This window comes from Micrococcus endophyticus (genome assembly GCF_014205115.1).
Lineage (GTDB): Bacteria > Actinomycetota > Actinomycetes > Actinomycetales > Micrococcaceae > Micrococcus > Micrococcus endophyticus.
Genome location: NZ_JACHMW010000001.1, coordinates 1679971 through 1706541, shown reverse-complemented (window position 1 = coordinate 1706541; position 26571 = coordinate 1679971). Strand labels below are relative to the sequence as shown.

The 26571-nt window shown below is 70.7% G+C and carries 17 protein-coding genes, 3 tRNA genes, 3 rRNA genes and 1 pseudogene; 16 read left to right on the top strand and 8 right to left on the bottom strand.

What is annotated here, in order from left to right:
* The first annotated feature begins 224 nt into the window (after window positions 1–224).
* The 5 genes and pseudogenes from HDA33_RS07790 to rrf all read left to right on the top strand — a co-directional run bounded on the left by HDA33_RS07790 (window position 225) and on the right by rrf (window position 8042).
* Window positions 225–1001 carry a MerR family transcriptional regulator gene (locus tag HDA33_RS07790; RefSeq protein ID WP_338104293.1) on the top strand — a complete coding sequence of 259 codons (777 nt, stop codon included), beginning with the start codon at window positions 225–227 and terminating at the stop codon, window positions 999–1001.
* A 282-nt stretch (window positions 1002–1283) separates the two neighbouring features.
* Window positions 1284–1741 (top strand): annotated as a pseudogene (locus tag HDA33_RS07785) (integrase core domain-containing protein); the annotation flags it as partial.
* A 934-nt stretch (window positions 1742–2675) separates the two neighbouring features.
* A 16S ribosomal RNA gene (locus HDA33_RS07780) occupies window positions 2676–4198 on the top strand.
* 442 nt (window positions 4199–4640) lie between these two features.
* Window positions 4641–7733: ribosomal RNA gene (locus tag HDA33_RS07775) — 23S ribosomal RNA — on the top strand.
* Between the two features lie 192 nt (window positions 7734–7925).
* A 5S ribosomal RNA gene (gene rrf, locus HDA33_RS07770) occupies window positions 7926–8042 on the top strand.
* The 16S, 23S and 5S rRNA genes sit together here, the layout of an rRNA operon.
* A gap of 162 nt (window positions 8043–8204) precedes the next feature.
* Here rrf and HDA33_RS07765 read toward each other — a convergent pair.
* Entirely contained in the window at window positions 8205–8525 is a 321-nt protein-coding gene (locus HDA33_RS07765) for a hypothetical protein (protein WP_246416911.1), read from the bottom strand.
* Between the two features lie 240 nt (window positions 8526–8765).
* Here HDA33_RS07765 and HDA33_RS07760 point away from each other — a divergent pair.
* From HDA33_RS07760 to HDA33_RS07750, 3 genes are all read left to right on the top strand, one after another.
* Window positions 8766–8842: transfer RNA gene (locus tag HDA33_RS07760), tRNA-Pro, on the top strand.
* Between the two features lie 110 nt (window positions 8843–8952).
* Entirely contained in the window at window positions 8953–9432 is a 480-nt protein-coding gene (locus HDA33_RS07755; protein WP_158495199.1) for a DUF2975 domain-containing protein, read from the top strand.
* Window positions 9432–9704, top strand: coding sequence for a helix-turn-helix domain-containing protein (locus tag HDA33_RS07750; RefSeq protein ID WP_184172302.1), 273 nt, complete (start codon window positions 9432–9434; stop codon window positions 9702–9704). Before HDA33_RS07755 ends, HDA33_RS07750 begins: the two co-directional genes overlap by 1 nt.
* 31 nt (window positions 9705–9735) lie before the next feature.
* On the opposite strand, the gene HDA33_RS12900 is transcribed toward HDA33_RS07750, so the two are convergent.
* The 6 genes from HDA33_RS12900 to HDA33_RS07720 all read right to left on the bottom strand — a co-directional run bounded on the left by HDA33_RS12900 (window position 9736) and on the right by HDA33_RS07720 (window position 15257).
* Window positions 9736–10113 carry a GNAT family N-acetyltransferase gene (locus tag HDA33_RS12900; RefSeq protein WP_184172300.1) on the bottom strand — a complete coding sequence of 126 codons (378 nt, stop codon included), beginning with the start codon at window positions 10111–10113 and terminating at the stop codon, window positions 9736–9738.
* Window positions 10114–10190: 77 nt separating this feature from the next.
* A complete protein-coding gene (locus HDA33_RS07740) occupies window positions 10191–11384 on the bottom strand; it encodes a pirin family protein (RefSeq protein WP_184172298.1) in 1194 nt (397 codons plus the stop codon).
* A 14-nt stretch (window positions 11385–11398) separates the two neighbouring features.
* Window positions 11399–11896 (bottom strand): carboxymuconolactone decarboxylase family protein, encoded by a 498-nt coding sequence (locus HDA33_RS07735; protein WP_184172296.1) that lies wholly within the window; start codon window positions 11894–11896, stop codon window positions 11399–11401.
* A 63-nt stretch (window positions 11897–11959) separates the two neighbouring features.
* Complete coding sequence (locus HDA33_RS07730) at window positions 11960–13540, bottom strand: DUF5129 domain-containing protein (protein ID WP_184172294.1); 1581 nt, start codon at window positions 13538–13540, stop codon at window positions 11960–11962.
* Between the two features lie 81 nt (window positions 13541–13621).
* A complete protein-coding gene (locus HDA33_RS07725) occupies window positions 13622–14368 on the bottom strand; it encodes an NAD(P)-binding domain-containing protein (protein WP_184172292.1) in 747 nt (248 codons plus the stop codon).
* Window positions 14355–15257, bottom strand: coding sequence for a fumarylacetoacetate hydrolase family protein (locus HDA33_RS07720; RefSeq protein WP_184172290.1), 903 nt, complete (start codon window positions 15255–15257; stop codon window positions 14355–14357). The genes HDA33_RS07725 and HDA33_RS07720 overlap by 14 nt, the downstream gene beginning before the upstream one ends.
* 74 nt (window positions 15258–15331) lie before the next feature.
* On the opposite strand from HDA33_RS07720, the gene HDA33_RS07715 reads away from it, so the two are divergent.
* From HDA33_RS07715 to treZ, 4 genes are all read left to right on the top strand, one after another.
* On the top strand, window positions 15332–16369 hold the full coding sequence (locus HDA33_RS07715; RefSeq protein ID WP_184172288.1) for an aldo/keto reductase: 1038 nt from the start codon (window positions 15332–15334) through the stop codon (window positions 16367–16369).
* Between the two features lie 66 nt (window positions 16370–16435).
* A complete protein-coding gene (locus HDA33_RS07710) occupies window positions 16436–16894 on the top strand; it encodes a hypothetical protein (protein WP_158495176.1) in 459 nt (152 codons plus the stop codon).
* Between the two features lie 98 nt (window positions 16895–16992).
* A complete protein-coding gene (treY, locus tag HDA33_RS07705) occupies window positions 16993–19464 on the top strand; it encodes a malto-oligosyltrehalose synthase (RefSeq protein WP_184172286.1) in 2472 nt (823 codons plus the stop codon).
* Complete coding sequence (treZ, locus tag HDA33_RS07700) at window positions 19461–21443, top strand: malto-oligosyltrehalose trehalohydrolase (protein ID WP_184172284.1); 1983 nt, start codon at window positions 19461–19463, stop codon at window positions 21441–21443. The genes treY and treZ overlap by 4 nt, the downstream gene beginning before the upstream one ends.
* A gap of 61 nt (window positions 21444–21504) precedes the next feature.
* On the opposite strand, the gene HDA33_RS07695 is transcribed toward treZ, so the two are convergent.
* The gene (locus tag HDA33_RS07695; protein ID WP_248195171.1) at window positions 21505–22827 is read right to left on the bottom strand and encodes a DUF4032 domain-containing protein; all 1323 of its coding nucleotides are present in this window, start codon (window positions 22825–22827) and stop codon (window positions 21505–21507) included.
* Window positions 22828–22920: 93 nt separating this feature from the next.
* On the opposite strand from HDA33_RS07695, the gene HDA33_RS07690 reads away from it, so the two are divergent.
* The 4 genes from HDA33_RS07690 (at window position 22921) to HDA33_RS07675 (ending at window position 26543) form a co-directional block, all read left to right on the top strand.
* Window positions 22921–23793 carry a DsbA family protein gene (locus HDA33_RS07690; protein WP_184172282.1) on the top strand — a complete coding sequence of 291 codons (873 nt, stop codon included), beginning with the start codon at window positions 22921–22923 and terminating at the stop codon, window positions 23791–23793.
* Window positions 23794–23913: 120 nt separating this feature from the next.
* Window positions 23914–23987, top strand: a tRNA-Thr gene (locus HDA33_RS07685).
* A gap of 359 nt (window positions 23988–24346) precedes the next feature.
* Window positions 24347–26272, top strand: coding sequence for a S8 family serine peptidase (locus HDA33_RS07680; RefSeq protein WP_338104290.1), 1926 nt, complete (start codon window positions 24347–24349; stop codon window positions 26270–26272).
* A 197-nt stretch (window positions 26273–26469) separates the two neighbouring features.
* Window positions 26470–26543, top strand: a tRNA-Val gene (locus HDA33_RS07675).
* The last annotated feature ends 28 nt before the right edge of the window (window positions 26544–26571 follow it).

The window sequence follows — 26571 nt, the reverse complement described above, 5'->3', positions numbered from 1 at the left end:
GACTTCACACCGCGGGGCTGTCGCTCCTGCTCCTCGTTCACCCGATGCTGAGCACCGACGCGATCCGGGGCCGGCAGGGGCGGGTGCAGCACGGCGACTGGGCCAGCCAGTAGGTGTCTCGGGAGTAGCCGGAGGCCCTCGTCTCTCCAGGTGTGCTGACTGGACACGTTGATCTCGTGGGCCGGGTCGCAGTGGTTGACGTTCACACGGTGTGATGGGTTTGTGTGGGGATCGACATGTTGAGCATCGGTGAAATCGCGCACAGGACAGGGGTGTCCCGGAGGATGCTGCGCCATTGGGAACAGGAAGGGCTGCTGTCACCTGCCCTCGTCGATCCCGTGACGGGCTATCGGCGATTTAAGGCCACCCAACTGGGGCGCATCCGCGCCATTGCAGAGCTGCGTGACCTGGGGTTCAGCCTGAGCGAGATCAGGCAGCTGCTCGATCCCCAGATCGCCCACTCCAGCCTGGAACGCATCCTCATGCAGCAGGCTGACAGGCTGCGCGACCGGATCACCGAGGCCTCAGCTCGTCTGGCACAGGTCCAACACCGCGTGGACACCATCCAGAAGAAGGCCCAGGAGATCAGCATGAACCTGTCTCTCACACCGCTGCCCGAGCTCAGCCTGCAAGGTGCCAGCACCACGGTCCTGGACGAGACCGACATCGGCTCCGCCGTGGCCCGGCTGCGCGACCTCGTTCCGCACGACCAGGGCGACCTGATCCTGCTGTTCGACGGAACGTCCCCCGACCAGATCACCGTCACAGCGGCAACGGCCGACGGCGCCACCACCCCCGGTCTCCAGCCGGTCAGCGCCCCACTGGCGCCCCAGGGTGCAACCGTGACCTTCCCGACGCCGCCGTCGAGCGTCGCCGACGCGTGGGTGCTCATCGACGCGGAGCTGGAGAAGAGGGGCTTGGCCAGCGGGGGCGTGTACCGCCAGATCATCAGCCCGGACGGATCCACCACCCTGCAGGCCGCTGTCCATGCCCGCGACTGACCCGAGGACTGCAGGCGGCGATTCGCGGGGACTGCAGCGATTCGTCCGACAAGACCCGCGGTGATCCCGCCATGTCAGGGGTCGAGCGCGCGCCCGCGAACAGCTCCTCGGCGTGGGGGTCGATCTCGACCAGCTCGACGTGGGTCACTTCGACGTGGATATGGCGTGGGACTCGGCCCTCGTTGCGGAAGGAGGCTGCACCGTCGTGGGCATCGCCGGCGTTGCACACTGGGACGGCCTGTGAGTCACGCGAACGCTGCGCTCACCCCGCGCCATCGGCGACCCGTCGGGCGTGACGAACACGACCACCCCGGCGCCACGCTCCACGTCGATGCGAAGAAGCTCGGCAACATCCCCGACGACGAAACGACTCTCGCCGCCACCGCCGTGCTGGTCCGGGCGGTCGGCTGGTTCACCGCCCGAGGCGTCGCCGTCGAACGGATCCTGTCCGACACCGGCGGCGCCTGCCGCTCACACCTGTGGCGCGACACCTGCGACGAGCTGGGGACCCGACACCAGCGCACCTGCCCGTATCGGCCCCAGACCAACGGAAGGTGGAGCGTTTCCACCGCACTGAGACTGATGGCTGGGCCTACGCCCGCTGCTACACGTCCGAGGCCGAGCGTCGCGGTGAGCTGGACGGGTGGCTGCATTGCCGCAACCAACACCGTCCACACACCGCGTGCGGGAACCGGCCACCCTTCTCCCGATCGATCAACGTCCCCGAGCAGGACATATAGCGCACTCGGAGGCCGTCGGCACCGCCGGGTCGCGCCCGAGGAGGGCGCCGTTGGCGACTCATGCCAGAACCGCATGACCATGACCGTGAACGGACTCTCCGAGACGGAACTCATCCACGCGCAGCCCCTCCAGGAGTCTGTCGGCGCAGCCGAGCCGGCCACGACGGGGGTGGGCGCACCGGTGGAACATCACTCGCCTGCGCAAGTGGCTCGGCCGCCGTGCTCCGGAGGAACGGAAGCTGCCCGCAGCCACGAGCAGGCCCCAGCGCACGCTGCGTCCTGACGACGAACCGACCTCCTGACGCTTGCCAGCCGGCGCGACCCCTTACAGGTCGAAGAGCAGCCCGCCGCGTGTTTCCGCGGGGGAGGGGGCCTTCGCGGTGGGGGCGGACCCCGATTTGGTGTTCCGCGCGGGGCAGGGGTAGAGTTCCTTCTCGTGCTCACGACGCCGACCGGGTCTCCGGGAGGTGCGGTGAGGAACACGAGATCCGCGGATTCATGCCGAGAATGGCAGGTCCAGGGCGGACGGTGTTCACCGGGCACGCGGCCGGCAGTGATGCTGGCTGGTACTCCTGAAGAAGATGATCTGGTGCGAGTCACTGGTGATCGCGTGGTAGGGTTCTCAAGGCCTTCCACGTGTGTGGACCGGTGAATGTGCAGCCTGGCGGTGACGCGGGGTTGACATGGTCGCAGCGGATGGTCTAGGATGGAGAAGTTGCTCCAGAGCGAAACGGCCCGCGGAGCGGGTCGCTGAAGCTGGAAGCGCCTGTTGTTTGAGAACTCAATAGTGTGCCAAGTTTGTTGATGCCAATTGTTTTAACACATATTGGTTGATCATCGCTCACCACCCCCGTGGTGTGGTGATGGTCTGCCGGGTATTGAATTGATGTCATGGTGGTTATTTCCGGCTGCTGTGATGTTGTTCTGTAATTTTTTTACGGAGAGTTTGATCCTGGCTCAGGATGAACGCTGGCGGCGTGCTTAACACATGCAAGTCGAACGATGAAGCCCAGCTTGCTGGGTGGATTAGTGGCGAACGGGTGAGTAACACGTGAGTAACCTGCCCTTGACTCTGGGATAAGCCTGGGAAACTGGGTCTAATACCGGATAGGAACGTCCACCGCATGGTGGGTGTTGGAAAGATTTATCGGTCATGGATGGACTCGCGGCCTATCAGCTTGTTGGTGAGGTAATGGCTCACCAAGGCGACGACGGGTAGCCGGCCTGAGAGGGTGACCGGCCACACTGGGACTGAGACACGGCCCAGACTCCTACGGGAGGCAGCAGTGGGGAATATTGCACAATGGGCGAAAGCCTGATGCAGCGACGCCGCGTGAGGGATGACGGCCTTCGGGTTGTAAACCTCTTTCAGTAGGGAAGAAGCGAAAGTGACGGTACCTGCAGAAGAAGCACCGGCTAACTACGTGCCAGCAGCCGCGGTAATACGTAGGGTGCGAGCGTTATCCGGAATTATTGGGCGTAAAGAGCTCGTAGGCGGTTTGTCGCGTCTGTCGTGAAAGTCCGGGGCTTAACCCCGGATCTGCGGTGGGTACGGGCAGACTAGAGTGCAGTAGGGGAGACTGGAATTCCTGGTGTAGCGGTGGAATGCGCAGATATCAGGAGGAACACCGATGGCGAAGGCAGGTCTCTGGGCTGTAACTGACGCTGAGGAGCGAAAGCATGGGGAGCGAACAGGATTAGATACCCTGGTAGTCCATGCCGTAAACGTTGGGCACTAGGTGTGGGGACCATTCCACGGTTTCCGCGCCGCAGCTAACGCATTAAGTGCCCCGCCTGGGGAGTACGGCCGCAAGGCTAAAACTCAAAGGAATTGACGGGGGCCCGCACAAGCGGCGGAGCATGCGGATTAATTCGATGCAACGCGAAGAACCTTACCAAGGCTTGACATGTTCTCGATCGCCGTAGAGATACGGTTTCCCCTTTGGGGCGGGATCACAGGTGGTGCATGGTTGTCGTCAGCTCGTGTCGTGAGATGTTGGGTTAAGTCCCGCAACGAGCGCAACCCTCGTTCCATGTTGCCAGCACGTAATGGTGGGGACTCATGGGAGACTGCCGGGGTCAACTCGGAGGAAGGTGGGGACGACGTCAAATCATCATGCCCCTTATGTCTTGGGCTTCACGCATGCTACAATGGCCGGTACAATGGGTTGCGATACTGTGAGGTGGAGCTAATCCCAAAAAGCCGGTCTCAGTTCGGATTGGGGTCTGCAACTCGACCCCATGAAGTCGGAGTCGCTAGTAATCGCAGATCAGCAACGCTGCGGTGAATACGTTCCCGGGCCTTGTACACACCGCCCGTCAAGTCACGAAAGTCGGTAACACCCGAAGCCGGTGGCCTAACCCTTGTGGGGGGAGCTGTCGAAGGTGGGACCAGCGATTGGGACTAAGTCGTAACAAGGTAGCCGTACCGGAAGGTGCGGCTGGATCACCTCCTTTCTAAGGAGCATTAAGTGCCCGTTGCATCACCGAGTGTGTGATGGCGGGTTGCTCATGGGTGGAACATCGATGAATGGTGCCAGTGGTGGCGCCGGCAGTGCTCGAGTACGCCGAACCTCTTTGGGGGTTGGGTTGGAATGGGTGGTGTTGGTGGCTGCGAGCTGGTGTTGGCACACTGTTGGGTCCTGGAACAGCAGGCGCCCTGCCCGTGGGGGTGGGGTTGTTGTTTCTGGTCTCCGCGCCTTGTGAAGCTGCACCTTGTGGGTGGGTGGATGGGGTGTGGGTTGTTGTTTGAGAACTGCATAGTGGACGCGAGCATCTTATTTTTATTGTTGCTGCATCGTTGATCGCACTGTTCCCCCTGGGGTGGTGTGTGAGGTGTGGTGACGCCGAGAATGACATCTTAGTTATATTTTTGCTCATTTGAGGACTTTCATTGTGTGTGGAAGTTTCTAAGGGCGCATGGTGGATGCCTTGGCAACAGGAGCCGAAGAAGGACGTGGGAATCTGCGATAAGCCTGGTGGAGTCGATAACCGGACGTTGAGACCAGGATTTCCGAATGGGGAAACCCCGCACGACGTGTCGTGTGACCACCGGTTGAACACATAGACCGGTTGGAGGGAACGTGGGGAAGTGAAACATCTCAGTACCCACAGGAAGAGAAAACAAAAGTGATTCCGTTAGTAGTGGCGAGCGAACGCGGATGGGGCTAAACCGTATGTGTGTGATACCCGGCAGGGGTTGCATGTGCGGTGTTGTGGGCCCCTCCTTGTCATGTCTGCCGGCATGGCGCAGTGAGGTGCGGGCATATAGACGAACCAGTGTGGATGCTGGACCGTAGAGGGTGAGAGTCCCGTAGTCGAAATGTGTTCCGCCGCTGTTGGAGGGTCGCCCGAGTAGCACGGGGCCCGAGGAATCCCGTGTGAATCTGCCAGGACCACCTGGTAAGCCTGAATACTACCTGTTGACCGATAGCGGATCAGTACCGTGAGGGAATGGTGAAAAGTACCCCGGGAGGGGAGTGAAATAGTACCTGAAACCATGTGCCTACAAACCGTTGGAGCCTCCTTGTTGGGGTGACAGCGTGCCTTTTGAAGAATGAGCCTGCGAGTTAGTGATACGTGGCGAGGTTAACCCGTGTGGGGAAGCCGTAGCGAAAGCGAGTCTGAATAGGGCGATTGAGTCGCGTGTCCTAGACCCGAAGCGGAGTGATCTACCCATGGCCAGGTTGAAGCGCGTGTAAGAGCGCGTGGAGGACCGAACCCACTTCAGTTGAAAATGGAGGGGATGAGCTGTGGGTAGGGGTGAAAGGCCAATCAAACTCCGTGATAGCTGGTTCTCCCCGAAATGCATTTAGGTGCAGCGTCACGTGTTTCTTCCCGGAGGTAGAGCTACTGGATGGACGATGGGCCCTACAAGGTTACTGACTTCAGCCAAACTCCGAATGCCGGGAAGTGAGAGCGTGGCAGTGAGACTGTGGGGGATAAGCTTCATAGTCGAGAGGGAAACAGCCCAGACCACCGGTTAAGGCCCCTAAGCGTGTGCTAAGTGGGAAAGGATGTGGAGTTGCTGAGACAACCAGGAGGTTGGCTTAGAAGCAGCCACCCTTGAAAGAGTGCGTAATAGCTCACTGGTCAAGTGATTCCGCGCCGACAATGTAGCGGGGCTCAAGTACACCGCCGAAACCGTGGCATTCAGTTTTGCTGGATGGGTAGGGGAGCGTCGTTCACGAGGTGAAGCCAGCGGGTAACTTCTGGTGGATTGTGGACGAGTGAGAATGCAGGCATGAGTAGCGAAAGACGGGTGAGAAACCCGTCCGCCGGATGACTAAGGGTTCCAGGGTCAAGCTAATCTGCCCTGGGTAAGTCGGGACCTAAGGCGAGGCCGACAGGCGTAGTCGATGGACAACGGGTTGATATTCCCGTACCAGTGAAGAACCGTCCCTGCTGAGCCGGTGATACTAACCGCCCGAACCATCCCGAACCCCGTCTTTGACGGGGTCGGTGGTGGGGAGCGCGGGACCTGAACCGGGGAGGCAAGCGCATTAACAGGTGTGACGCAGGAAGGTAGCCGGGCCAGGCAATGGAATCGACCTGGTCTAAGGGTGTAGGGCTGCCGGTAGGTAAATCCGCCGGCTATGTGCTTGAGACCTGATGGGCGCCCACGTGGTGGGTGATCCGGTGATCCTATGCTGCCAAGAAAAGCATCGGCGCGAGGTTCAAACTGCCCGTACCCTAAACCGACACAGGTGGTCAGGTAGAGAATACTAAGGCGATCGAGAGAATCATGGTTAAGGAACTCGGCAAAATGCCCCCGTAACTTCGGGAGAAGGGGGGCCCCAACCTTGAGCACCACGTGCTGGTGTGAGGGGATCGGGGCCGCAGAGACCAGGGGGAAGCGACTGTTTATCAAAAACACAGGTCCATGCGAAGTCGTAAGACGATGTATATGGACTGACTCCTGCCCGGTGCTGGAAGGTTAAGAGGACCCGTTAGCTTCGGCGAAGCGGAGAATTTAAGCCCCAGTAAACGGCGGTGGTAACTATAACCATCCTAAGGTAGCGAAATTCCTTGTCGGGTAAGTTCCGACCTGCACGAATGGAGTAACGACTTCCCCGCTGTCTCAACCGTGAACTCGGCGAAATTGCATTACGAGTAAAGATGCTCGTTACGCGCAGAAGGACGGAAAGACCCCGTGACCTTTACTATAGTTTGGTATTGGTGTTCGGTGTGGCTTGTGTAGGATAGGTGGGAGACTGTGAAGCGGGCACGCCAGTGTTCGTGGAGTCATCGTTGAAATACCACTCTGGTCACTCTGGATATCTAACTTCGGCCCGTGATCCGGGTCAGGGACAGTGCCTGATGGGTAGTTTAACTGGGGCGGTTGCCTCCCAAAATGTAACGGAGGCGCCCAAAGGTCCCCTCAGCCTGGTTGGCAATCAGGTGTCGAGTGCAAGTGCACAAGGGGGCTTGACTGTGAGAGTGACAGCTCGAGCAGGGACGAAAGTCGGGACTAGTGATCCGGCGGCTCGTTGTGGAACGGCCGTCGCTCAACGGATAAAAGGTACCTCGGGGATAACAGGCTGATCTTGCCCAAGAGTCCATATCGACGGCATGGTTTGGCACCTCGATGTCGGCTCGTCGCATCCTGGGGCTGGAGTAGGTCCCAAGGGTTGGGCTGTTCGCCCATTAAAGCGGTACGCGAGCTGGGTTCAGAACGTCGTGAGACAGTTCGGTCCCTATCCTCTGCGCGCGTTGGAAATTTGAGAAGGTCTGTCCTTAGTACGAGAGGACCGGGACGGACGAACCTCTGGTATGTCAGTTGTACCGCCAGGTGCATGGCTGATTAGCTACGTTCGGGATGGATAACCGCTGAAAGCATCTAAGCGGGAAGCCGGCTTCGAGATGAGATTTCCTTGCCCCTTTGAGGGTGTGAGGCCCCCAGCTAGAACACTGGGTTGATAGGCTGGATGTGGAAGCGAGGACTGAAGACTCGTGAAGCTGACCAGTACTAATAGGCCGATGACTTACACACACTTTTTTCTTTCATTGCCCATGCTTCGGGTGGTGAGGGTGTGGTGCTTGCGTCCACTGTGCGGTTGTCTGATTGCAACCGGCTGCCCCTGGTGGGGTGGTTGAGTATTGTTGAATAGTGTCACTGTTGTGTGACCCGTGATGGTTTCCCACCATGCCTGGTGTTTGTCGGGTGTGGGGTGGGATGAAGGGTTACGGCGGTCATAGCGTGGGGGAAACGCCCGGTTCCATTCCGAACCCGGAAGCTAAGGCCCACAGCGCCGATGGTACTGCAACCGGGAGGTTGTGGGAGAGTAGGTCGCCGCCGGACATTCTTTGGGGAGGGCCCTGCACTTTGGTGCGGGGCCCTTCTTGCATTCCCGGGCTCTTTCGCCGTCGCGGCGTCAGGTGCCCTGTGGTGCGGGGCCTTCCGTGTTTCCAGGGGCCGGTGCCCCACCTCGGCTGCCGGACTGGGGTCGTGGCGGGCCGGGTGTCAGAGCTCGCCACGGGCCTGCAGACGGGAGGACAGGGCTCGCGTGAGCCGGCGCTCCAATCGTTGAGCATCGGCCCGCAGCTCGGAGAGCTGCCTGTGGAGCTCGTCGGCATGGCGGGGCTTCTGGGAGTCTGGCAGGTCCAGGAAATCCCGCAGGGCGGGCTCCAGGCGGTGGGAGAGGAGCAGGAACAGTTCCTGGGCCTCGGCCGGACGCTGGGCGCTCACACGGTCCCACGCGGGGCAGTACTCGGCCGCCCGCTCGGTGATCGTCCACGCCAGGTCTCTGCTGTCCGGACGCAGCCGGTGGCGTTCCGCGGTCATCAGCGTCCGCAGTGAGTGCACGGCAGCTTCCAGCGACGCTCGTCCTGCGGTCGAGGCGTCGTCGTCACGGGATGCCCGGGACGGGCCTCTGAACGGCCACCAGGCCATCGCCGCACCTCTCTCCGTTCCCGTGCCCGGTGGGCACTCCTGCCTGCGATTCTGCCCTCTCTTCCCGGTTTGGCAGTGCCCTCGCAGGCTGGTATAGTCGCTCTCTGTTGGATTCAGGTCTGAGACCTCCAACGGGGTGTGGCGCAGCTTGGTAGCGCGCGTCGTTCGGGACGACGAGGCCGCAGGTTCAAATCCTGTCACCCCGACCAGCAGAAGCCCCCGCTCACTCGAGCGGGGGCTTCGCCGTGTCCGGAGCCGTTCGTCTCCGAGGCAAGAGAAATCTATTGACGTTCGATCGATCCCGTTCGACACTCGAGCCATGAGACATCGACTCGCCACCTGGGTGCTCCAGGGACTGCTCGTCCTGGCCGTGCTGCTGATCCTCTTCCTCCAGGTGATCGGCCTGCCGTGGCTGGGCGGAGAAGTCGCGCGCGACCTGCCGGCGGAGGCGTTCATGCGGTGGCCCGTCACGGCCCTGGCGATCGTCGGCCTGGCCTTCGTCCAGGTGGGCCTGGTCGGCACCATCCGCCTGCTCGCCCTCACTCGCACCGACCGCATCTTCACGGCGCGCGCCCTGCCCTGGGTGGACGCCATCATTGCGGCGTTCGTGGGCGGCGGGCTCACCTGCGCGGCCACGATCGCCTACCAGGCGACCGCCGTGAGCGGCCCGCCCCTGTGGAGCCTCATGCTCCTGGTCGGCACGGCGGCCGGCCTGGGCCTGGCGCTGCTCATGGGGGTGATGCGGAGCCTCCTCACCCGGGCCACCGCGCTGCGCGACGAGATGGACGCGGTCATCTGATGGCCATCGTCGTGCGCATCGACGTCGAGCTCGCCCGCCGCAAGATGCCCGTGGGCGAGTTCGCCGAGCGGGTGGGCATCACCCCGGCCAACGTCGCCGTGCTGAAGAACGGGCGCGCCAAGGCCGTGCGGCTCAGCACCCTCGAGCGGATGTGCGAGGTCCTGGGGTGCCAGCCGGGCGACCTCCTCGAATGGGTCCCCGACGCAGCTGCCGCCCCCGGTCCGGGCGCGGCGCCGGCTGCCGACGACGACGGGCGGCCCGGGGCGCCGTGACGTCCGGGGCCGCCCGGGGGGAGCGGGAGCCTCAGCCCTCGCGGCGCCGGCGGGCGTGCTCCTCGAGGAACTGCAGGTGCTCCGGGCGGGGCTGGTCGACGTCGCCGGCCACGTCGTCGTGCTTCTGCGTCCACTGCTTCACGTACGGGCACACCGGGACGATCCGGAAGCCCGCCGCCACGGAGTCCTTTAGGGCCTCGCGCACGAGCACCGAGGCCAGGCCCCGGCCGCCGTACTCCTCGGCCATCTTGGTGTGCGGGAAGATCCGCTGGGCGACGCCGTCGGCGCCCTCGTAGTCGATGGCGAGGGTGTAGCCGGCCACGGTGCCGTCGCCGTCGACGACGATCTCGTACTTCTCGCCGACCCTGCGGACCTGGGGGGCGTCCAGGGTGGGGGTGTTCTCGGTCATGGTGGGTCCTTTCTGGGGGCGGCGGGGCGGGAGGCTCCCGTTTCCCGCACGGACGTGCTGGGGGAGGGGGTGCGGGGTCAGCCGCGCGGGCGCATGCGGGTGTTCGGCAGCGGCGGGGCCGGGATCGGGGGCTTCGGGTCCGGCGGGAAGTCGCCGAACTGGGGGAAGGCGCGGCCGTCGTCGTACGCGGTGCCCACGAGGGCGTCGAGCAGCGCGCCCTGGACGGGGGAGCCGAGGGCGCCGTCGTCGTCGCCGCGGAGCGCACGGGCAGCCGCGGAGGCGAGCGGGGAGTCGTCCTCAGGGGCCTCGAAGCCCATCTCCTGCTGGTAGGCGGACCGCCAGCGCACGACCTCCTCGTGGGAGCGGCCCACGAAGTTCCACCACATGATGATCTGCTCGCCGAGCGGCTCGCCGCCGATCAGCAGGGCGATCACCGGCTCCTCGCCGGCGGTCACGGTCAGCTCGGCGGTCCCGGTCCCGACGTAGCCCAGGTGGGCGGCCGGCACCTCGGCGCCCTGCAGCGTCACGGCGCCGGAGACGGCGAGAAGGCCGTGCTCGTGGTCCTGCGGCACGGCGATGCGGGCGGTGGCCCCGGGCTCGAGTCGCAGCTCCGCGCCGGTGAGGGGGATGTAGGTGGGGACCGGCGAGGAGTCGCCCAGCAGGTCGCCGAGGAACACGCGGGCCGTCCAGCCCTCGCCCGCCACGGGCTCCGGGCGGTGCGAGTGCAGCGCCGGTGCCGAGAAGCGGTGGGCGTCCGGCAGGGCGTACCAGAGCTGCGCGCCGTGCAGCTCCGAGGTGTCGTCGGTGGAGTACTCGGTGTGCGTGATGCCGGTGCCGGCATTCATGAGGTTCACCTCGCCGGGGCGCACGGTGGCCCAGTTGCCGGCGGAGTCCGCGTGGTCGATGCGCCCCTCGAACAGCCAGGAGACCGTGGCCAGGCCCGTGTGCGGGTGGCGCGGGACGTCCATGCCGCCGGTGGCGGAGACGTCGTCCGGGCCGTAGAAGTCCAGGAAGCACCACGCGCCGATCAGGCTGCGGGCGCGCTGGGGCAGCGTGCGCTGCACCGGCATGGCGCGGGGCCCGCCCAGGGGCACCTCGCGCGGCTCCAGGATCTCGACGACGGCGCCCGCGTCCCCGGCGGCCTCCGCCACGCCGGAGCTCAGTCCGTCGGTGAAGCGGGCCTCGCGCAGGGACTCCTCCTGCCCGGTGGGGGCGGCCCCGGGGCCGTTCTCGCAGACCTGTTCCTTCGGGTCGCGCTCGGTGTTGCTCATGGCGGGAGCCTCCTTCAGTCCTCGCGCCGACGCACGGGGTGGTGGGAGAGGATCGAGATCCGGTTGGTCAGGTTCATCGCCATCGCGGCCCACTGGACGGCCGCGTACTGGGCGTCCGTGAGCGCGGCGGCGGTGGAGGCCTGCACGTAGTGGAGCTGCTCCTGCTCGGGGAGCTCCGTGACGGCCTCGGCGAGATCGAGCGCGGCCCGCTCCTGCTCCGAGTACACGGCCTCGGCCTCGCGCCAGGCGGGCAGCAGGGCCATCCGCTGGGCGCTGAGCCCGGCCTTGGCGCCCTCGCGGGCGTGCAAGTCCAGGCAGAACCCGCAGCCGTTGATCTGCGAGACCCGCAGGTTCACGAGCTCGACGAGCTGGCGGTCCAGGCCGGCCTCCTCGGCGGCGGTCCGGACGGCGGAGGCCAGGCCGCCGACGGCCTTCCAGGCGTCGGGCACGGCCTTGTCGAGGTAGAAGGCGAGGGGGTCCTTGCGGGGGGCGGGGTTCTCAGCGGCGCTCATAGTCCTTCAAGTTTGCACAAAATTGACGGGAAGGCTAGGCCCGGGCGCCCGAGCGCGGCCGCCTCAGAACCGACCCGAGGAGCCGGTCCCGGAGAACGAGCCGCCCGAGGAGCCGTAGCCGGTGCCCGAGGAGGACGAGCTCGACGCCGCCTCGCGGCGCTCCTGGACGGACCGCTCGCCGGCGCGGTGCCCGGCGTTGAACGCCACCACCGTCCAGTAGGCGTCCGAGGGCAGCGTGGAGTCCAGGATCGAGCCGCGCGCCGCCCGATGCGTGCCCCGCCGGGAGCGCAGCTTCTCGCGCAGGATCCGCCGCTCCTCGTCGTCGTCGCTGAACGCGGTGATCTCCGCCTCGGCCACCGAGCCCACCAGCGAGGTGAGGCGCCCGCGCAGCCCGTCCAGCTCGTCCAGGGCGGCGGCGGGCGTGACGCGCTCGGCCTCGAGGTCGCCGCCGAGCGCATCGAGCCGGCCGGACGCCTCGGCGCGGAAGGACTCCAGGGCGGCGACGGCGGCCTGGACGGACGGGGTGTCCGTCACGGCGTCGCGCAGCTCGGCCACGGCCTCCAGGTCCTCGCGCAGCGGGGCCGTCTGCAGGTCCCACGCCGCGGGCCACCCGGGGTGCCGGTTCAGGAGGGCGTTGGCGGCGCCGATGGCGTCGTCGAGCCCGTCCAGCTCGGCGGTCTGCGCGCGCAGGGCCGCGGCCGCCTCGCGGTGCTCGCGGCGGTGCAGGTCCTTCTCCGGGACGGCCTCGAGCCGCTGCTGCTCCGCGGTCGCGTCCAGGGTGCGCTCGCGGAAGCCCCGGAACCGCTCGAGCAGGGTGGCGGCGTGCGGGGAGTCCGCCGGCACCGTGGACGCGTTGACCTCGGTCGCGTCCAGCTCCAGGGTGACGGCGGTCAGGTGCCCGCGGGCGGACTCGAGGTCAGCCTGCGTCCGGCCCCGCTTCTTCCGGCGGGCGGCCATCTCGGCGGCGCCCGCGCCGGCCCCGACGAGCCCCACGGCGCCGGCCCCGATCCACAGCCCAGGGTGCTGCCACCACGGGCGGCCGATCAGCTCGGCCGCGGAGGCGGTCACGTCCACGAGGGCGTCGGTCCACTTCGCGGCGCGGGCCGCCTCGTAGCCGTCCTCGCGCACATCCTGCAGCTGGTCCGTGCTCAGGGAGCGGTCCTCGCCCACGTAGAGCCCGAGCATGCGGTTGTCCGGGTCGAGGGCCACGATCACGAGGCCGTCCGCCCACGTCTGCCCGTCCGCGCTGAGCCAGTCCGGGTGCTCGGCCCGGGCCCGCTCGAGGACGCGCCCGTTGAACGCCTGGGAGGCGCGGTCGTCGTCGAGCCCGGACAGGTCCGGGCCGCGCTCGGTCACCACGGCCACGCGGGTCGGCTCGCGGAACTCGACCTCCGCCAGGCCCCGGCGCAGCCGCTCCGGATCCACGACGCCGGCCTCGTCCACGAGCTCGACGTCCTGCCACTCGACGGCGGCGGCCTGCGGGGCCGCGACGACGGCGGAGGCCGCGATCCCGGCGACCGGCAGAGCGAGGGCCGGGGCGGCCGCGCCCGCGAGGGCGGCGGCGGACAGGGCGGCCGCCGCGAGGGCGCGGCGCGCGGGCAGCGGGCGGGGGTCCTCCAAGCGGGCGGACTGCGGGCGGGGCATGGGGCTCCTTCGGCGGACGGGCGTTCCGGCCAGCCTAGGCGCGGGCGCCCGCCCCGGGACCGTCTGGGCGACGGGCGGGGCTCAGTCCCGCGGGCCCACGCCGAGCAGCGCGGCCAGCTCCCGCGCGTCGTGGGCGACGCCGAAGCCAGCGCCGCCCGGCTCCAGGACGGCCGCCCGCTCGAGCCCCTCGTACGGGACGGCGTCGAAGCCCATGGCCGTCACGAGCGCGGCCACCGCGTCCCGGGCGGCGACGACGGCGCCCGGGTCGGACGCGTCGGCGGCGGGCACGGTGCCCACGGCCAGCGCCCGGCGCGGGGCGGCGGCGCGGCCGTGCACGTCGAGGTCGTGGTGGGAGACCTCGGACAGGGCCCGCACCACGGGGACCTCGAGGCCCGCCGCGGCCCAGCGGGCGGCGATCCGGGCGGTGCCCGGCGCGTCGTCGGGCCCGGCCTCGAGCCACGCGGGGAGGATCTCCTCGCCCCACGTGTTCGTCATGTCCACCACGGCGCGGACCCCCGGCCCGGCGAGGGCGAGCGGGTCGACGTCGTCGAGGTCCTCCCGGGGCACGGCCACCACGACCACCTCGGCGCGGGCCGCGAGCTCCTCGGCCGCCACGGCCTGCGCGGCGGGCGCGTACACCGTCAGGTGGCGCTGCACCGCGCTCGGGCGCCGCGTGCCGGCCACGAGGGCCCGCACCTCGGGCAGGCCAGGGGAGAGCCGCGGGATGCGGGCGATCGCACGCGCCACCCCCGTGCCCGCGCGCCCGGCCCCCAGGATCCCGACCGTGCGGGGGAGGGCGGCCGGGGCGGCGGGCTCAGACGAGCTCATTGCGCTGCCGACCCAGGCCGGTGATCTCCACCTCGACGACGTCCCCGGCCCGCAGCCACGGGCGGCGGCCGTCCGCGCCCTTGCGGGCCACGGCCACGCCGGCGGGGGTGCCCGTCATGATGAGGTCGCCCGGGTTGAGCGTGATCATCTGCGAGACATAGGCGACCAGCTCCTCGGGGGAGAACACCACGTCCGCGATCCGGTCGTCCTGGCGCTCGACGCCGTTGACGCGCGTGATGATGCGGGCGTCGGCGGTCAGCTCGTCCGGCGTCACCAGCCACGGGCCCACGGGGGTGGAGGCCTCCCACACCTTGCCCTGCAGCCACTCGGAGGTGCGGCCCTGCCAGCCGCGCATCGAGACGTCGTTCGCCACGGCGTAGCCGGCGATGTGCTCCTTTGCGTCCTCCACGGCGATCCGTCGCCCCGGCTCGCCGATGACGATGCACAGTTCGCCCTCGTAGTCCACGCGGTGGTCCTCCTCGGGCACCTCGACGGGGTCGAGCGCGCCGGTGAGGGACTGGGGGAACTTCGCGAACAGGGTGGGGTGCTCGGGCTGGTCCTGCCCGGTCTCCTCGATGTGGTTCGTGTAGTTCAGGCCCACGCAGAACACCTTGGTGGGGAAGGGGATGAGCGTGTCGTAGACCAGGGTCGAGGTGTCCAGCAGGAGGGAGCGGTCCTCCTGGGCGGCCCGCAGGGCGGATTCCACCATCTCGCGCTGCTCCTGCGGCTCGGCGGTGAGGTACTCGCCGACGTCGCGGCACTCCGGCAGTGCCACGGCGCGCACCGCGACCTCGGGGTCCTCGGGGTGCACGGAGGTGATGACCGCGGCGAAGGTGGCGCCCGGGTAGGCGGCGTCGGAGTCGGGCTGGCGGAAGGTGGCGAGCTTCATGGGCTCATCCCATCACAGGGGGGGTGGGGGGCGCGCCCGGGCCCGTCCGGGGGCCGTCGTGAGACGCTGGGTGGATGAGCGTCTCCCGCCAGTACACGCCCCTCGACCCCGCGTCGGCCCCCGCCAGCCCGATCGTCCTCGGGACCATGGCCTGGGGTGCGGCCCCCGCCCCGGCCCCGGGGGAGGGGCCGGCCCTGCTCGCGCCCGCCGGGCCGGAGCCCGCGGAGGCCGCCCGCGAGCGGGCCCGCGGTGCCCTGCGCGCCGGCATCGACGCCGGGGTCGACCTGCTGGACACGGCGGACATCTACGGGGCCGGCGTGTCCGAGGAGACCGTGGGGGCGCTGCTGCACGAGCTGCCCTACGAGGAGCGCTCCGCGCTGAAGGTGCAGACCAAGTGCGGGATCGTGCTGGACGAGGTGGACGCCGACGGGCGGCCGATGGTGCGCTACGACTCCTCGCCCGAGTACGTGCGCGCCCGCCTCGAGGGCTCGCTCGCCCGCCTCGGGGAGCTGCGCGTGGACACCCTGGTGATCCACCGTCCGGACGTGCTCACGCCGGTGGCGGACACCGTGCGCGCCTTCCTCGACGCGCGGGAGGAGGGGCTGGTGGGCAAGCTCGGCGTCTCCAACCTCGGCGTGGGCCGGACGCTCGAGTTCCAGCGCGAGCTGGCCGCCCAGTCCGCCGACGGCACCGGCCTGGCGTGCGTGCAGGTCGAGCTCGGCCTGCACCACCGCACCCTCGTGGAGTCGGTGATCCTGGCCAACCATCCGGGCGCCGCCGCGGACGCGGACGTCGCGGACCTCGGCCGCGTGTGCGCGGCGGAGGGGATCGAGCTGCAGGCCTGGGGGTCCCTGGGCCAGGGCCGCTTCTCTTCCGGCGACGACGGCGCGGCCGGCGTCGTGGGCGAGGTCGCCCGGGAGCTGGACACCAGCCGCGAGGCCGTGGTGCTGGCGTGGCTGCTGCGCCTGCCCTGGGGCGTGCGGCCCGTCATCGGGTCCCAGGACCCCGGGCGGATCGCGGCCTGCGCGGACGCCGTGGCCGCGGCGGAGGCCATGGACTCCGCCCAGTGGCACCGGCTGTGGACCGCCGCGCGGGGTGCCCCGCTGCCGTGACGACCCGGCCCCGGTGACGACCCCGCTGCCGCGCCGACCTCGGTGTGGGCTGTGCCACACTGGGGCATGGCCTTCGAGCGCGTCGACCTCACCACCCCCTGGCTCGCCTACTGGGCCGCCCTGCTGGCCCTCGTGATCGGCGCGGCGCTGCTGGCCGCCGGGATCTGGCGGGAGCGCCGGCACCGGCGCCACGCCGCCGCCCACGGGCGCAACACGGAGGTGGACGTCCTGGACAACACCCGGCTCCAGCGCCGGGTGGGCGTCGTGGGACTCGTGGCCGCCGTCGTGCTGGCGGGCGTGGGCGTCTGGACCCACCTGGCCGGGCTGGACGCGCTGCGCCAGAACCTCACCGCCAAGTACGGCTACACCGACGTCGAGCGGATCCGCCAGTCCGGCACGGGGTTCATCATCGACCTCACGCAGCCCGACGGGACCGTGCTGAAGGACGAGATGGTCCTGGTCGACCCCTCGGGCGAGCCCTTCATCGGGGACGACATCTTCATCGACGTCATCGGCGGGGCCTGACGGGGCGGGCCCCGAGGGCCGGGCTCGCGCGCCGGCCCCGCGGCGGGGCCGTCCGTCGGCCCTGATGCAGCGTCCGGGGCCTCTGCTAGCGTCGCCGCGTGAGCACCTCGACCGAGCACCCCGTCCCCTCCTCGACCTACCGGCTCCAGGTCGGGCCCGACCTGCCCCTGGAGTCCGTGGCCGGGCTCGTGCCCTACCTGCGGCGTCTCGGCGTGGGCTGGCTCTACCTCTCCCCGATCCTCGAGGCCGAGCCCGGGTCGGACCACGGGTACGACGTGGTGGACCCCACCCGGCTGGACGAGGCCCGCGGCGGCGCCGAGGGTCTCGAGGCCGTCGCCCGCGCGGCGCGGGAGGCCGGCCTCGGCGTGCTCGTGGACATCGTGCCCAACCACGTGGGCGTGGCGACCCCCGAGGCGAACCCCGCCTGGTGGGACCTGCTCGCGCACGGCTCCGAGGCGGCGCACGCCCCCTGGTTCGACGTGGACTGGACCGCCGGGGACGGCCGGGTGCTCCTGCCCGTGCTCGGCGACGGCCCCGACGGCGAGGCCGAGGCCGAGCTGGACCGGCTCGTGGTGGAGACCGGCGACGACGGCGAGCGGCTGCGCCACTGGGATACGCGCTACCCGCTGGCGCCCGGCTCCCTCGCGGCCGCCGAGGAGGAGACCGGGCTGCGCGCCGCGGACGTCTTCGCCGGGGCCGAGCCCGCGGACGAGCCGACCCCCGAGCGCGCGCGCCTGGCCCGCGCGGTGCACGCCCGCCAGCACTACCGGCTCATCGGCTGGCGCCGCGGGGACGCCGAGCTGAACTACCGCCGCTTCTTCACCGTCACCACCCTCGCTGGGGTGCGGGTGGAGGACCCGGAGGTCTTCGACGCCGTCCACGCCGAGCCCGCCCGCTGGGTCCGCGAGGGCCTCGTCCAGGGGCTGCGCGTGGATCACCCGGACGGCCTGGCCGACCCCGCCGGCTACGTGCGGCGCCTGCGCTCGCACGTGCTGCCCGAGGGGTACCTCGTGGTGGAGAAGATCCTCGAACCCGGCGAGGAGCTGCCCGCCGACTGGGACGTGGACGGCACCACCGGCTACGACGCCCTGGGCGAGGTCGAGCGCGTCTTCATGCACCCCGTCGCCGCCGGCGGCCCGGACGAGGACGAGCGCCGTCGTCGCGACTGGGACGAGGTGGTGGCCGAGGCCAAGCGGGACGTGGCCACCGGCTCCCTCGCCGCCGAGACCGCCCGCCTGGTCCGCGAGGTCCGCGGCGTGCACGCGTTCGGCGCCCACGCGGACGAGGACGTGGCCGCCGCGTTCGTCGCCGTCCTCTCCCGGCTGCCCGTGTACCGCACGTACCTGCCCGTCGGCCTGGCCGTGCTCGAGCGCGCGCTCGCGGACGCGGGCGAGGCCGAGCCGGCCCTCGCTCCCGTGCTGGCGGACCTCGGCCCCGAGCTCGCGGACCCCGACTCCCCGGTGGCCCGCCGCTTCCAGCAGACCTCCGGCATGGTGATGGCCAAGGGCGTGGAGGACCGCTCGTTCTACCGCTGGACCCGCTGGGCCAACCTCAACGAGGTCGGCGGGGACCCCGCGCACGTGCAGCTGTCCCTCGACGCGTTCCACGCGGCGCAGCAGGCCCGCCAGGCCGCCTGGCCCACCGCCATGACCGCCCTGAGCACGCACGACACCAAGCGCGGTGAGGACGTCCGCGCCCGGATCGCGGTCCTCGCCGAGGAGCCCGAGCGCTGGGCGGGGGAGCTGGCGGGGCTGCGCGCCCTGCACCCGCTCGGGGACGAGGGCGCCGAGCGACTGCTGTGGGAGTCGATCGTGGGCGTATGGCCCACGGACGGCACCGCCCCCTCGACCGAGCGGATCCTGGGCTTCCTGCAGAAGGCATCCCGGGAGGCGGCCCTGTCCACCACCTGGACGGACCAGGACCCGGAGTTCGAGGGCCGCCTCGAGGATCTCGCCCGCGCCGTCACCGCACCGGACAGCCCCGCGCGCGGCGCCGTGCAGGCGGTCGCGGACCGCATCGCCGAGCCCGGCCTCGTGGTCCAGCTCGGCCACAAGCTCGTCCAGCTCGCCGCCCCCGGCGTGCCGGACGTCTACCAGGGCACCGAGCTGCCCGTGCCGTCCCTCGTGGACCCGGACAACCGCCGCCCCGTGGACTTCCACGCCCGCGCCGACCTGCTGGACCGCCTCGACGCCGGCCACGTGCCCGGCCTGGACGACGCCGACGCCGCCAAGCTCACCGTCGTCGCCGCCGTGCTGCGCGCCCGGCGGGACCGGCCCGAGCTGTTCACCCGGCATCGCCGGCTCGACGTCTCCGGCCCGGCCGCCGAGCACGCGGTGGCCTTCGACCGCGGCGGCGCCCTCGCCGTGGCCACCCGCTGGCCCGTGCACCTCGCCGCGGCCGGCGGCTGGGGCGAGACCGTGGTGACCCTGCCGCCGGGACGCTGGGAGGACGCCGTCACCGGCCGCCCCGTGCACCCCGACGCCCGCGGCGCCGTCCGACTCGACGAGCTGCTGAGCACCCTGCCCGTCGCCCTGCTCGTCCCCCCCCACGCCGAGGAGGCCACCCCGTGACCCGCACCCGACCCGACACCGACGCCCGGCCCGACTCCGACACCGCCGGCCTGCGCCCCCTCGGCGAGGACCGCGTGGACCCCGCGGCGGCCGAGCGGGCCGCCGTCGACGCGGCCCGCGCCACCCCCCACGCCGTGTGGGCGCCCGACGCCGAGACCGTGGAGCTCGTCCTCGTCACCGCCGAGCCGGGCGCCCTCCACGACGCCGAGGACCGGTGGCCCGCCGCCGCCGTCGTGGCCATGGACCCCGCCGCCGGCGGCTGGTGGACGCCGGTCGAGGATCCGCTCGCCGCGCTCGGCCTCGACACCGCGGCCGAGGACGCCGACCCCGGCTACGGCTACCGGGTGGACGGGTCCGACCCCGTGCCGGACCCCCGCTCCCGCCGCCAGCCGGACACCGTCCACGGGCCCTCGCGCCGCGACGTCGCCGGGCAGGCCTTCGCATGGCCGGACGAGGACCGCGCCGGGGAGGCGGACCCCGCCGAGCCCCAGGGCGGCGGGCTGCGCGGGGCCGTGCTGTACGAGATGCACGTGGGCACCTTCACCGCCGAGGGCACCCTGGACTCCGCGATCGAGCGCCTGCCGCACCTGGCGGACCTCGGGGTCACCCACGTGGAGCTGCTGCCCGTGAACTCCTTCTCCGGGCCCCGGAACTGGGGCTACGACGGCGTGGCCTGGTCCGCCGTCGACGAGTCCTACGGCGGGCCCGCCGCCTACCGCCGCTTCGTGGCCGCCGCGCACGCCGCCGGCCTGGGCGTGGTGCAGGACGTGGTCCACAACCACCTCGGCCCCTCCGGCAACTACCTGCCCGTGTTCGGGCCCTACCTGGGCCCCGGCGGCACCGGCTGGGGCGACGGCCTGAACCTGGACGCCGCCCACTCGGACGAGGTGCGCCGCCTCGTGCTGGACAACGTGCGTTTCTGGCTCGAGGACATGCGCGTGGACGGCCTGCGCCTGGACGCCGTCCACGCACTGCGCGACGGCCGCGCCGTGCACCTGCTTGAGGAGATGGCCGCGCTCGCGGACGAGGTGGCAGCCCGCACCGGCCGGCCGGTGCCGCTCATGGCGGAGTCCGACCTCAACGACCCGCGCCTCGTGCTGCCGCGCGAGGCCGGCGGGCTCGGCCTGGCCGCCGCCTGGAACGACGACGTCCACCACGCCCTGCACGTGGCCGCGACCGGGGAGACCCACGGCTACTACGCGGACTTCGCCCCGCTCGAGGCGGTCGCGAAGGTCATGGAGCGCACGTACTTCCACGACGGCACCCGCTCGACCTTCCGGGGCCGCGACCACGGCCGGCCCGTGCCGGACCACGTGCCCAACCACGCGTGGGTGGCGAGCATCCAGAACCACGACCAGGTGGGCAACCGCGCCGCGGGCGACCGCACGTCCGCGGTGCTCTCGGAGGGCTCGCTCGCCGCCGAGGCGGCCCTGCTGCTGGCCGGCCCGCACGTGCCGATGCTGTTCATGGGGGAGGAGTTCGCCGCCGCCACGCCGTGGCCGTTCTTCACCTCCTTCCGCGAGGAGGAGCTCGGGGAGGCCGTCCGCCAGGGCCGCCGGCGCGAGTTCGCCGCCCACGGCTGGGACCCGGCGCAGGTGCCGGACCCGCAGGACCCGGCCACGCGGGACTCCGCCGTGCTGGACTGGTCCGAGACCGAGGGGGGCGGGCGCGGCGCCCGCGTCCTGGCGGCCTACCGCACGCTGATCGGGCTGCGGCGCACCCTGCCCCAGCTCACCGACCCCCGTCGCGACCGGGTGCGCGCCGAAGTGGACGCCCCGCGCCGCCACGTGCGCCTGACGCGCGCCGGCGAGGAGGCCGACGTCGTGCTGCTCGCGGCACTGGGCGAGGAGCCGCTGCCCGTGCCCGCGGACCTGGCCGGCGCCGAGCTGCTCGCCGGCCACGGCGACGACGGCCCGCTCGCCCCCGGGCAGGCCCCGGCGGCGGTCCCGGCGCCCGGCTTCCTGCTGCTGCGCCGCTGAGCCGGGCCCCGTCCGGTCTCCGGCCCGCGGCGCGTCCCGCCGCCTGTCCGGTGGCCGGGGCTCAGTCCTCGTCCGCTGGCGGGACCGTGCGCAGCATCGTGGTGGTGGGGTGCAGGGCCACGGCGTCCTCGTCCCGGCGGACGCGCAGCACGGTGTCCACGTACGAGTCCACGGCCTCCTGCAGGGGGACCGCCTGCCCGCGGGCCTCGGAGAGGTACCAGCGGTGCTCGAGGAGCTGGTGCATCACCTCGGCGGGCTCGAGCTTGGCGCGCAGCTCGAGGGGGACGGAGCGCACCACGGGGTCGAAGACCTCCACCACCCACCGGTGGGCGGCGCCCTCCAAGTCCAGGAAGGGGTCCCAGGCGCGGCGGGCGGCCTCGATGTCCACGAGCAGGCGCCGGGCCTGGTTCTCCTGGACCTGCAGGCCGGTGAGCCGGGTGAGGCGGCGGCGGTGGTAGCCGGCGTGGACCTCCACGGGCGCCGCGAGCATCATCCCCGGGGCGTCGGCGGCGCGCAGGGAGTACTCCGCGAGCTCGAAGCCGAGCTCCTGCAGGCGGCGCACGCGGCGGTCCAGCCGCCACGGCTCGGCGCGGGGGAACAGCAGTGGCCCGGTGAGCTCGTCCCACAGGCGGCGGTAGGCGTCCACGAACAGCTCGGGCGTGGCGGCCGGGTCCACCTCCGGGTCCAGCAGGCCGCTGGCCTGCAGGTCCAGCAGCTCCCCGCCCACGTTCACGGCGGCCACGTCCAGGTCGTGCTCGCGCTGGCCGGTGGAGAGGCGTTCGCGCAGCTCGCCCGTCTCCGCATCCACGAGGTGCGCGGCGAAGCCGCCGGCGTCGCGCCGGAACAGCACGTTGGACAGGGAGACGTCGCCCCAGAAGAAGCCCTCGAGGTGCAGCTCCACGAGCAGGGTGGCCAGGGCGTCCATGAGCCGGACCAGGGTGCGGCGTTCGAGCCGCTCGGAGAACACGGCCCGGTACGGCAGGGAGAAGTGCAGGTAGCGGGTCACGAGGGCGGCCGGCAGCGGCTCGCCGCGGCCGTCCGTGCGCCCGGTGACCACGGCCACCGGCACCACCGACGGCGCCGGGCCGCCCTCGAGGCGGCGCAGCAGCCGGTACTCCCGGAACGCCAGGTCCTCGGTGGTCTCCTTCACGGCCACGACGCCGCCGCCCACACGGGCGAAGCGCACCACGTGGCGGGAGATGCCGCGCGGCAGCGCGGCCAGCACGTCCTCGGGCCAGTCCTCGAGGGCGGTGGACCACGGCAGGGCGAGCAGCGCCGTCGCCGGGTCCTCGGAGGCGTCCCCGGAGGGGGCGCCCGTGACGGTCAGCCGGTCATCGGGGGAGGGGGTCTCGACGGTGTCCACGGTCACGATTCTTTCAGACACGGCCGCTATGCTTGCCTCGCGCGGCGCGTCTGCCGCCCTCACCTCCGGGTCCGCTCCCTCGGCCCCGGACCGCCCGCCCCACGAGGAGGACCCTTGGCCCGGAACACGTCAGGCTCGCACACCTCGGCGACGGACGCCCGTGCGCGTGCCCGCCAGATCCAGGAGCAGCAGCGCAAGAAGGACGGCCGCCGCCGCACCGCCGTGATCTGGGGCTCCGTGCTCGCTGCGATCCTGGTGATCGGCCTGATCGTGGCCTTCGTCCTGAACCGCGGCGGCGACGAGCCCGCTGCGGCCGGCCCCATCCCCGCCGCCGCCAACGAGCAGGGCGGCATCGAGCTGACCTCCGCCACCACGCTGGCCGAGGGCGCCGGCGCCCGCGAGGTGGACGCCTCGACGGTCGAGGTGCCGGAGCAGGGCGCCGCCCAGCAGCCGGAGACCATCCCGGCCGCCGAGGCCCCAGCCGAGGGCGAGCCCTCCGAGATCGTGCTGTACGCCGACTTCAACTGCGTGTACTGCGCCGACTTCGAGACCTCCAACGCCGCCCAGATCGAGCAGTGGCTCGAGGCCGGCGAGGTCACGGTCGAGTACCGCATGGTCGACTTCCTCAGCGCGCCCAACAACCAGAACTACTCGGCGCGCGCCGCCAACGCCGCCTACTGCGTGGCGGACCAGAAGCCCGAGGCCTACAACGGCTTCGTCACCGCCCTGTTCGGGACCTACCAGGAGCACGGCGGCAAGGGCATCGACAACGCCGCGCTGACCCAGCTCGCCCAGGACAACGGCGCGGACATCGCCTCCTGCGTGGAGGACGGCACCTTCCGCTCCGCCGTGGAGCACACCACCCGCCAGGCCCAGGCGGCCGGTGTGGGCGGCACCCCCACCGTGTTCATGGACGGCGAGAACTGGGCCATCGGCGGCCCGGACCAGTCGTTCCAGGAGTGGGCGCAGTCCAAGATCTCCGGCTGACCACGGTTCGACCCGCGCGGGGCGCCTCCACCACGGAGGCGCCCCGCCGCGTCTGCAGGGCTTGTACCCTGGGGACGGTCGGCCCGAGCCCCGGAGGGGGCCTCGCCCGCCGGCCCGCCCGCCTCCTTAGCTCAGCTGGCCAGAGCAGCTGCCTTGTAAACAGCAGGTCGCCGGTTCGAATCCGGCAGGGGGCTCCGCGCACGCCCCGCGTGCCCGACGGCGCCGCACGCCTCCGCGAGGAGGGTGCGGCGCCGTCGTCGTCCCGGGGCGTCCCTCGACGGGAGCGGGCCGCGTCCCCGGGCTGTGGCTGCACCGGCCGGGCGGAGGCCTTTGCAGACGCGGCGCACAGGAACTGGGGGCCGGCTGTGTGCCCGGCGGCACCATCGGCCAGCCGCCTCTGGCGGATCCGCCAGAGATGCGTGGACCATCCGGCAGACTTCGACCGCGGGCCTCGTGGCCGCCGGGCCGCGACCCTACTGTGAGGTCAGTCACCCGGACCCGAGTCCCTCGGATGTCCCGAAGCCGGTGGCCCAGACCTCCGAGGAGATCAACAGTGAAGTCCTCCGTGCAGCACAGCAACCGCCGTCGCGTCGGCGCCCTCCTGGCCGGCGCCGTCCTCGCCGGCGGCGCCCTGACCAGCTCGCCCGCGTTCGCCGCCCCCGCCGAGGGCGCCCGGGCCGAGCAGGCCCCCCGCCCCGCCGCCGCGGCCCCGCTGGCCACCGCCGACGCCGCGGACCCCAACGCCGACGGCTACGACTCCTTCATCGTCACCTACAAGGAGACCGCGCAGAACTCCAACGGCAAGGGCCGCGCCCTGGCCTGGGGCAAGGCCGCCAAGGCCGCCGGCGTCTCGGTGAAGGAGCTGCGCGAGACCGCCCTCGGCTCCCACGTGGTCCAGGCCGACCGCAAGCTGGACCAGTCCGAGTCCGCCCGGTTCATGGCCGACCTCAAGGCCTCCGGCGCCGTCGAGGACGTCGAGCCCAACGCCATCATGACCGCCACCGGGCTGAGCCCGGCGGACGCCCTCTACTCCCAGCAGTGGGGCTTCACCGGCACCAACGGCATGCGCGTGCCCGGCGCCTGGGACTACAACACCGGCTCCGGCGTCACCGTGGCCGTGCTCGACACGGGCATCACCTCCCACCCCGACCTCGACCGCAACGTCGTGGCCGGCTACGACTTCAACTCCAGCTCCGCCGCGGCGCGCGACGGCAACGGCCGCGACTCCAACCCGCGCGACGAGGGCGACTGGTACGCCGCCGGCGAGTGCGGTGCCTCGCAGCCCGGCAACTCCTCCTGGCACGGCACCCACGTGGCCGGCACCGTCGCCGCCGTGACGGACACCCAGGGCGTGGTGGGCGTGGCCCCGAACGCCAAGATCCAGCCCGTCCGCGTCCTCGGCAAGTGCGGCGGCTCGCTGGCCGACATCGCCGACGCCATCGTCTGGGCCTCGGGCGGCAGCGTCACCGGCGTGCCCGCGAACGCCAACCCGGCGGACGTGATCAACATGTCCCTCGGCGGCTCCGGCACCTGCGGCACCACCTACCAGAACGCGATCAACGCCGCCGTGAACCGCGGCGTGCCCGTGGTCGTCGCCGCCGGCAACGAGAACCAGCCGGCCGCCAACGCCCGCCCGGCCAACTGCTCCAACGTCATCACCGTGGCCGCCTCCACCAGCCAGGGCGCCCGCTCCTCATTCTCCAACTACGGCTCCGCCGTGGACGTGACCGCCCCCGGCAGCAGCATCATCTCCACCATCAACAAGGGTCTGACCACGCCGACCACGGCCGGCCACGCCTCCTACAACGGCACCTCCATGGCCACCCCGCACGTCGCGGGCCTGACCGCCCTGATGCTCGCCCAGCAGCCGGGCATCACCCCGGCCCAGGTGGAGTCCACCCTGAAGTCCACCGCGCGTTCCATGCCCGTCGCCTGCTCCGCGGGCTGCGGCGCCGGCCTCGTGGACGCCACCCGGGCCGTCGCGGCGCTGGGCGGCGGGACCACCACCCCGGAGGAGCCGACCCCCACCGGCGTCATCGTGAACGGCGGCTTCGAGTCCGGCGCCACCGGCTGGACCGGCACCCCCTCGGACTTCGTGGGCAACGCCGCCGGCTACGCCCGCTCGGGCTCCAACTACGGCGTGCTCAACGGCTACGGCCGCTCGAACACCGGCACCGTGGAGCAGCGCGTCACCGTCCCGGCCTCCGGCGCGAGCCTGAGCTACTGGCTGCAGGTCGGCTCGGACGAGACCACCACCCGCTCGCAGTACGACACCCTGGCCGTGCAGGTCGTGGACGGCTCCCAGACCACCACCGTGAAGTCGCACTCCAACCTCGAGAAGGGCACCTCCTACGCCCAGCACACCGTGGACCTGTCCGCCTACAAGGGCAAGACCGTGACCCTGCGGTTCCGCGGCGTGGAGGACTACTCCAACTCGACCGTGTTCCGCATCGACGACGTGGCCGTCACCGCCAAGTGACGTCCTGCGCGGGCCGATGAGGTGCGGCCCGCACCCGGCGCCCGTCCCCGCCATCCGCGGGGACGGGCGTCGCCGTGCACCCGGCCGGGGCCGCCGTCCCTGGCGCCCGGGCCGGCCCCGGGCGGCCGACTTGCCCCGCGCCGGGGAGGGGGGTAGTATCCATCGAGTTGCCCGGGCGGAAGCGCCGCGGAGCACGAGGATCTTTAGCTCAGTTGGTTAGAGCGTTCGCTTCACACGCGAGAGGTCGCTGGTTCGAGTCCAGTAAGATCCACCCAGCGGGGCCCTCCTTCGGGAGGGCC